Source organism: Methylosinus sp. RM1, assembly GCF_011378635.1.
Taxonomy (GTDB): Bacteria; Pseudomonadota; Alphaproteobacteria; order Rhizobiales; family Beijerinckiaceae; genus Methylosinus; species Methylosinus sporium.
Genome location: NZ_WOVC01000070.1, coordinates 1 through 7121, shown reverse-complemented (window position 1 = coordinate 7121; position 7121 = coordinate 1). Strand labels below are relative to the sequence as shown.

The following is a 7121-nucleotide window of genomic DNA, read 5'->3' as shown; positions in this document are numbered from 1 at the left end:
CCGACGAACCAGCCGGGTGGCTGAACTCCGCTAGAAGACGAAGAAGCGACTTCGTTCGCTGCTCGTTGGCAGCGCCGCCGTCGATGGCCGCTTTATAGGGCCACCCCCTCCGAACTGTCAACAGGTCCTTTCGATTTTTTTCACGAAACCGTCGTCAATTTTATATCATATTGAAAAAGCGAAGCTATTTTTCGGCATCCCGATGACGAATTGAAGTTGCGGCGTTTGGGCGGGGCGGTTCGGTCACCACGGCCGCTTCGAAATCCTCATTTTGCGCGAATTTTGGACGCACGAAGAGGCTCGCGGAGCCTGTGGTCGCAAATTGCCGAGGGGGAGAGGCGATGGTGCTGCAAGAGAGGATTGAACTCTCGACCTCTCCCTTACCAAGGGAGTGCTCTACCACTGAGCTACTGCAGCGTCGGGCGGCCTTGTGCCACAGTGATCGCGCCGACGCAAGACATTCGCCATGAGCTCGAGCGCGCCGTCGACGACGAATTTCAGCGAAACTGGGGGAATGGTGGGCGGCACAGGGATTGAACCTGTGACCCCTCCCGTGTGAAGGGAGTGCTCTCCCGCTGAGCTAGCCGCCCGAAAGCCTTAGTGGCCGACTATGTCTCTAAGAGACGACGGCGCATTCCGTCAAGTGCAGGGCGAGGCTTCTGTGCACGTCGAGGCTTCTAGAGCCCGAAGCGAAGCCACGGCCTGCCATAATTGGTCGAAATGGGAGATCACCCGGTCCGGGCCGAAACTCGAAACCGCAATATCCGTATAGCCGAAATCCACGGCCACCACCGGCACGCCGGCGTTCTTGGCCGTCGCTATGTCGGTTTGCGAATCGCCGATCATCACCGCGCGATCGGCCCTTCCGCCGGCCTTGTCGATCGTCAGCGTCAGCGCGCGGGGGTCGGGCTTGTGCACTGGAAATGTGTCGCGGCCGCAGATCGCGGCGAATCGCTCGGCGACGCCGAGGCGCTCGAGCAGCAGAAAGGCGAGCTCCTCGGATTTGTTGGTGCAGACCGCCAGCGTGAAGCCGGCCTCGGCGAAACGCGCCAGCGCCGCCTCGGCCCCGGGGAAAAGCCGGGTCTCGACGGCGATTCGCTCGCGATAATGGTCGATGAAGACCGGAAACAGCTCCTCCACCCGCTCCGGCGCGAGCGGCGCCCCGGTGGCGGCGAAGCCGCGCTCGATCATCGCCCGCGCCCCCGCGCCGGCCAGCGCGCGCACGGCCGAGAGCGGCACGGGCGCGCGGCCGTCGCGCTCCAGCAGGACCCCCAATGTGGCGATGAGGTCGCCGGCCGTGTCGGCGAGCGTGCCGTCGAGATCGAAGACCAAAATCGGCGCGCCGACCATCCCCCTGCCCTTCTCCGCGAGGCCGCGCCGGACGCCGTCTCGCGATTGCCGCATCGGCGTGTAGACTGCGCCCGGTGATTCGTCGAAGGGAGTGTAACCTTGCGCGCAGCCATTCGTCTCCTCTCTCGCGGGGCCGCCCTGGCGGCGCCGATCTTCTTCACGTCGATCGGCGCGGCGCTCGCCGGCAATTACGAATTTCTCGCCGCCCCGCAGACAGATCTCAACCGGGTGTTTCGGCTCGACCGCGCCAGCGGCGAGGTCGGGGCCTGCCAATATGGGCTGAAGGAAGGCGCCGCCATCGGCGTCACGCTCTGCTATCCGCCGGGCGAGGGCGCCAAGGCCGGACAATTCAGCGAATACGCCCTCATAGCCTCGCGTCATACGGGTGAGGGCGGCGTGTTTCGCGTCGATCTGCGCTCTGGGCAGATGTCGATCTGCTTCGTGCTGAACGAGAGCTCGGTGGTCTGCACGCCGCCGGCGAAATAGCTCAGAGGCCGGAATCCGTCTCCGGCCAGAACAAAAGCTCGGCGGCCGCGATAAAGGCGACGAGCCCGCCCAGCGCGCCGAGAGCCACGGCGGCGGGGACATTGTGCTCGAAGCGCAGCAGCCATGGCGCGAAAGCCGTAAGCGCGCCGAGCACGACATTCACCTCGCGGAAGAGCCGCGTGTAGCTGGTGAGCGCGATCGCCGCCGCGACGACGATGAAGCTGCCGGCGATCCAGCTCGCCGCGGCCGCCGTGACGTCGTGATGATAGCCGAAAAGCCAAGGCGCGATGCAGACGATCCCGCCGAGGACCAGGCAGGCTATGTCATAAGGGCGGCCTCGAAATTGGCCTCGGCCGTTCCCCCTCTGCTCGATGACGCCGCGATCGCTCATGCGTCCCTCCCTTGCCGCGAACCTTGCGAATCGGGAGAGATAAGGCGGCGGCGGCGCATGGCCAGAGGCATGGCGGGTCAGAGCGTGCGATAGCGCCTGTGGCCCCGGCGCCTTTGCAAAAGTGTCGAGCAACAGTCGCCCTCGACAAGCGCATCAATAGCGCGGCCAGCGCCGCTCCCGCCTCAGGAGCGCCGCCCCCGCGTCAGGTATTGAATCGAAAATGCAGCACGTCGCCGTCGGCGACGACATAGTCCTTGCCCTCGAGCCGGAACTTGCCCGCCTCCCGCGCGCCCGCCTCGCCGCGCAGCGCGACATAATCCTCATAGGCGATCGTCTCGGCGCGAATAAAACCCTTCTCGAAATCCGTATGGATGACGGCCGCCGCCTGCGGCGCGCGCGTGCCCTGCTCGATCGTCCAGGCGCGCGCCTCCTTGGGTCCCACGGTGAAGTAGGTGACGAGGCGCAGCAGCGCATAGCCGGCGCGGATGACGCGGTTGAGGCCCGGCTCCTCGAGCCCCACCGCCTCGAGATAGTCCTTCTGCTCCTCGGCCGGCAGCACGGCGATCTCGCTCTCGATCTTGGCCGAGACGACGACGCTCGCCGCGCCCTCCTCGCGCGCCCGCGCGGCGACCTTCTGCGAGAAGGAATTGCCCTCCGCGGCGGCGCCCTCCTCGACATTGCAGACATAGAGGACGGGCTTGGACGACAGCAGGCCGAGACCGGCGAGCGCGCCGCGCTCCTCCGGCGCGATCGTGACGAGGCGGGCGGGGCGGCCGTCGCGCACCAGATCGAGGCAGCGGCGCATCAGATCGAGCAGCTCCTTGGCGTCCTTGTCGCCGCCCTTGGCCTTCTTCTCGAGCGGAACCACGCGCTTCTCCAGGCTCTCGAGATCGGCGAGCATCAGCTCGGTCTCGATCGTCTCGATGTCGCGGATCGGATCGACGTCGCCCTCGACATGGGTGATGTCGCCATCCTCGAAGCAGCGCACCACATGGGCGATGGCGTCGCATTCGCGGATATTGGCCAAGAACTGATTGCCGAGCCCCTCGCCCTTGGAGGCGCCGCGCACGAGGCCGGCGATGTCCACGAAGGTGAGGCGCGTCGGGATGATCTGCTTGGAGCCGGCGATCTCGCAGAGCTTTTCGAGGCGCGGATCGGGCACGGCGACGTCGCCGACATTGGGCTCGATCGTGCAGAAGGGGTAATTGGCCGCCTGCGCGGCCGCCGTCTGCGTCAGCGCGTTGAAGAGGGTCGACTTGCCGACATTCGGCAGGCCGACGATTCCACATTTGAAGCCCATGGCGTCCCGTTTCCTCGAGCGATCTCGCTGCGGCGCGGTATGGGCGGGACGGGGAGAAAAGGCAAGGGGCGGGCGAAGAGGGCGGGCGAAGAGGGGGCGCGCATCGGCGGGCGGCGCCGCAAATAGAACACAGCACGCGCTCATGTTCGCGCTCGGATTTATTCGAGCGCTTTTTTGAAAATGAGGGGGCTATGCAAACCCGTCGACAGATCATTCGCGGCGCCGGAACGCTGGCGGCGGCGTCGCTGAGCTCCGCTCTCGGGCGAGCGCAGCCTGCGGACGCGCCCGCGGCTGTCTGCGCGCGGGTCGTCGAGCTCGCTAGGGCGAATTTCATTTTTCCCGCGCGAGTCGAGGAGGCGCTGGCGACGCATAGGCACGCTCTCGAGGCGGCGGCGACGCCGGCCGAGGCGACGAGGGCCATCGACGATTTCCTCGCGGCACTCGGCCTCTCGCACACGGCGCGCTATGCGCCATCGAGCCTCGATTACTACGAAAATCTCGACATCTACCGTCCGCGAGGTCCGCGCACGCTCGCCGCGGCCTTTCCGCCGGACGGCGCGGTTGCTTATGCCGGCGTCGGCATCGCGACCGAGACTTTCGGCTCCGCGAGCTTCGTGACCGCCGTCTATGCCGACACGCCCGCCGAGGCGGCGGGTTTTCTCGCCGGCGACGAGATCGTCGGCCTCGACGGGAAGCCGTTTCGCCCGAACGACCCGATGAGCGGCCCGCTCGGAGCCGAGAGGATCGTCTCCGTCCGCAGGCGAAAGGATGCGCCGCTCGTCGAGATTTCCGTCAAGGTCGCGTCGCTGCGGCCGTCGGACGTTCTTCTCGCGAGCGTGCGCAAGAGCGCGCGAGTCGTCGAGAGTGAAGGCAGGCGCTTCGCCTATCTTCGCATGTGGGCCTATCATTCCGAGGCGATCCGAAATCAGGTGGACAGATCGCTCTCGCAAGAGCCTCTGGCCTCGGCCGACGGCCTCATCCTCGATCTGCGCTGCCGCTGGGGCGGCGCGCGCCCCGACGCCGTCAACACATTCCTCGGCAAGGCCCCCGAATTCGTCACCACCTCGCGCGACGGACGACGGCGGTCGAGCCGCTTGGGACGTTGTGGCAGGCCGATGGTCGCGATCGTGAACCATCGCACGCGCAGCGGAACCGAGGTCTTGGCTCACTCGCTGGCCGCCAACGGCGTGCCGCTCGTCGGAAGCCGCACCGCCGGCGCCGTGGCGGGTGGCCAAGCTTTTCTGCTCGACGACGACAGTCTGCTGCTGCTCGCAGTGCAGACAGTCGAGGTCGATGGCGCCACGCTGGAGGGAGTCGGCGTCGAGCCGACGCTAGCGTCTCCTTACGACCTCCCCTATTCGGCCGGAGCGGACCGTCAATTGGAGGCCGCCGCCGCTCTGCTCCGACGCATGACGGGTCGAACCTCCGCTCAATAATTCAGCGTCGTTCCGGCAATGTGGAAGACGAGAAAGACATAGCCGATGACGAGCCCGCTCGCCGCCAGCGCGCTCTGATGGAGGCGCGTCCATCTCCCGCCGACGCGCCTGCGCCAGAAGTCGACGGCGACGAAGAGCGCGACCCCGCCCCCCGGCGCGCCGAGCCAGGCCAGCGCATAGATCGCGATCAGCGCCGGATCTAACGCATCGTTCAAGAGGCTGGCGTCGTTGCGCGCGGCGAGCGTCGCTAGGGCCGCGATCACGAGGAGATCGGCGAGAACCGCGAGCCTGACGATGACGAGCCATCGGCGATCCGCGGGCGGCAGGTCGGACGCTCGCTTGCGCCAGCGCCGCCAGAGCGCGGCGACGGGCCATGCGAGCAGCGAGAACAGCGCAAAGGCGACGCTGGCCGCGAAGGCGGGGACGAGCCAGCGGGCGTCGATCGCCCAGGGCGCGCGCATGAGCCGCTGCCCGCCGCCGTCGAGATAGGGCTCGGCGCCGAGAACGGCGGAAAAGCGCCAGCCGCCCGGCCCCTCATAGACATCGGCGCCGACAGGCTTCATCGCGCGGCCGGCGCCGAAGGGCCAGAGAGCCGGCAGAAACCTCAGCCCGCCATCGGGCTCGACCCGAATGAGCTGCTGCGACGCCAAGGCCATGACGCTCATGAAATTGGTCTCCGCCCGCCGACTTCCCCGATAGACGCCCGCCAGCCGGGGATCAGCGGGCGCCGCGGCCGCGGGCGCCTCCTCCGGCGCGAGACGCTTCGCCAAGGCTTGCGCGACATCCGGCGGCGATTGCTGATCGCTGAAGCCGTCGCGCGAGACGAAGACGCCGACGCCGCTCTCGCGAAACAGCTCCAGATCGCTGAAGAATGCCTGCGTGCCGCCGCCATGGCCGACGGCTTCGGCTCCGCCGAGCCGGCGCATGATGAAGACGAGCCCGAGCTCGCCGCCCGGCGCATCCCGCGTCAGCATCTGCTCCAGCCGCGCGGAGGGGAGAATCCGCGCGCCGTCGAGCTCGCCGCCATTCAGAATCGCGCGCATGAAACGGCCCATATCCTCGCCCGTCGCGGCGAGGGCGCCGGCCGGGGCCGCGGCTATGGTCTCGAAATAATCGAGCGGCGGCCAGCCGAGGCCGCGATAGCCCTTCGCCATCAGCGGCGCGAGCGATTCTGGCAGAGGCTGACGGAAGGTGGCGCGCTCCATGCGCAGCGGCGTGAGAATGTGACGCTCGACATAAGTGGGAAAGCTCTCTCCGGAGACGCGCTCGACGACATAGCCGGCGAGCGCCATGCCGTAATTCGAATAGGCGGTCACATCGCCATTGGGGAAGATGCGCGGCGGAAGCGATTTCGCGACCCAGGCGGCGAGCGGCATGGGCTCGCTCGCGCGGGAGAAGAGATCCTTGAAATGTTCCTCGAAACCGGCGCGATGCGTCAGCAGAAGGCGCAAGGTCACGGGGCGGCCGCCGGGCGGCGTCGGGATCGCGAAGCCGACATAGTCGGAGACGTCGCGGTCGAGATCGAGCCTGCCTTCGTCGACGAGCTGCATCGCCGCAATTCCGGTGAAGAGCTTGGAGATCGACCCCGGTCGAACGAGCGTTCGACCGGCTGTGAAGGGACGGTTCGTGTCCTTGTCGGCGAGGCCATAGCCCTTGGCGAAGATCGTGCGGTCGCGATCGACCACCACGACCACGGCGCCGGCGCCGCCATGGTCGATCCATTCCGTCATGATCGGATCGACGAGCTCCGCGACATCGCTCGCTTCGAGGGCGGGCGCGGCGGAAGCGCCGCGGCAGACCGCGAGAACAATCCCGATGGCCGCGAGAAAAAGACGGAAAAAACGCCGCATCTTTCGAAAATCCTTTCGCGGAATATCGCCGCGGGGGCGCCCGGCGGGTTGACCGCGGGCCTCGCAAGGCGGAAAAGCTCCGATAAAGCAATGCATCGGCGACTTTCGGGCGCGATTCTGGCGCGGAACGACATGCGACACAAGTTACGGATTCGACAGCTTCGTCTCGCTTTCACGACTTTGGCGGCCGCCGCCTCGCTCGCCGCGCCTATCCTTCCCGCGCTGGCGCAGACGGCCGCGGAGCCGACCGCCGCCGCGGCGCCCGCCCCGGCGCCGGCCGCGACGTCGCAACCCGCCGCGCCCGCGCC

The 7121-nt window shown here is 67.4% G+C and carries 6 protein-coding genes and 2 tRNA genes; 2 read left to right on the top strand and 6 right to left on the bottom strand.

Annotated features, from left to right (window positions below; translation table 11 throughout):
- Positions 1-342: 342 nt before the first annotated feature.
- From FMZ75_RS20535 to FMZ75_RS20525, 3 genes are all read right to left on the bottom strand, one after another.
- Positions 343-417 (bottom strand) — tRNA-Thr (locus tag FMZ75_RS20535).
- A gap of 98 nt (positions 418-515) precedes the next feature.
- A tRNA-Val gene (locus FMZ75_RS20530) sits at positions 516-590 on the bottom strand.
- A gap of 49 nt (positions 591-639) precedes the next feature.
- The gene (locus FMZ75_RS20525; RefSeq protein WP_142864269.1) at positions 640-1350 is read right to left on the bottom strand and encodes an HAD-IA family hydrolase; all 711 of its coding nucleotides are present in this window, start codon (positions 1348-1350) and stop codon (positions 640-642) included.
- A gap of 138 nt (positions 1351-1488) precedes the next feature.
- On the opposite strand from FMZ75_RS20525, the gene FMZ75_RS20520 reads away from it, so the two are divergent.
- Positions 1489-1836, top strand: coding sequence for a hypothetical protein (locus tag FMZ75_RS20520; RefSeq protein WP_244594786.1), 348 nt, complete (start codon positions 1489-1491; stop codon positions 1834-1836).
- A gap of 1 nt (position 1837) precedes the next feature.
- On the opposite strand, the gene FMZ75_RS20515 is transcribed toward FMZ75_RS20520, so the two are convergent.
- The gene (locus FMZ75_RS20515; protein ID WP_108918630.1) at positions 1838-2227 is read right to left on the bottom strand and encodes a hypothetical protein; all 390 of its coding nucleotides are present in this window, start codon (positions 2225-2227) and stop codon (positions 1838-1840) included.
- 202 nt (positions 2228-2429) lie between these two features.
- Positions 2430-3527 (bottom strand): redox-regulated ATPase YchF, encoded by a 1098-nt coding sequence (gene ychF / locus FMZ75_RS20510; protein WP_166145995.1) that lies wholly within the window; start codon positions 3525-3527, stop codon positions 2430-2432.
- A gap of 191 nt (positions 3528-3718) precedes the next feature.
- On the opposite strand from ychF, the gene FMZ75_RS20505 reads away from it, so the two are divergent.
- A complete protein-coding gene (locus FMZ75_RS20505) occupies positions 3719-4963 on the top strand; it encodes a S41 family peptidase (RefSeq protein WP_166145992.1) in 1245 nt (414 codons plus the stop codon).
- On the opposite strand, the gene FMZ75_RS20500 is transcribed toward FMZ75_RS20505, so the two are convergent.
- Complete coding sequence (locus FMZ75_RS20500; RefSeq protein ID WP_166145989.1) at positions 4957-6813, bottom strand: serine hydrolase domain-containing protein; 1857 nt, start codon at positions 6811-6813, stop codon at positions 4957-4959. The two genes, FMZ75_RS20505 and FMZ75_RS20500, sit on opposite strands and share 7 nt — an antisense overlap.
- Positions 6814-7121: the final 308 nt, after the last annotated feature.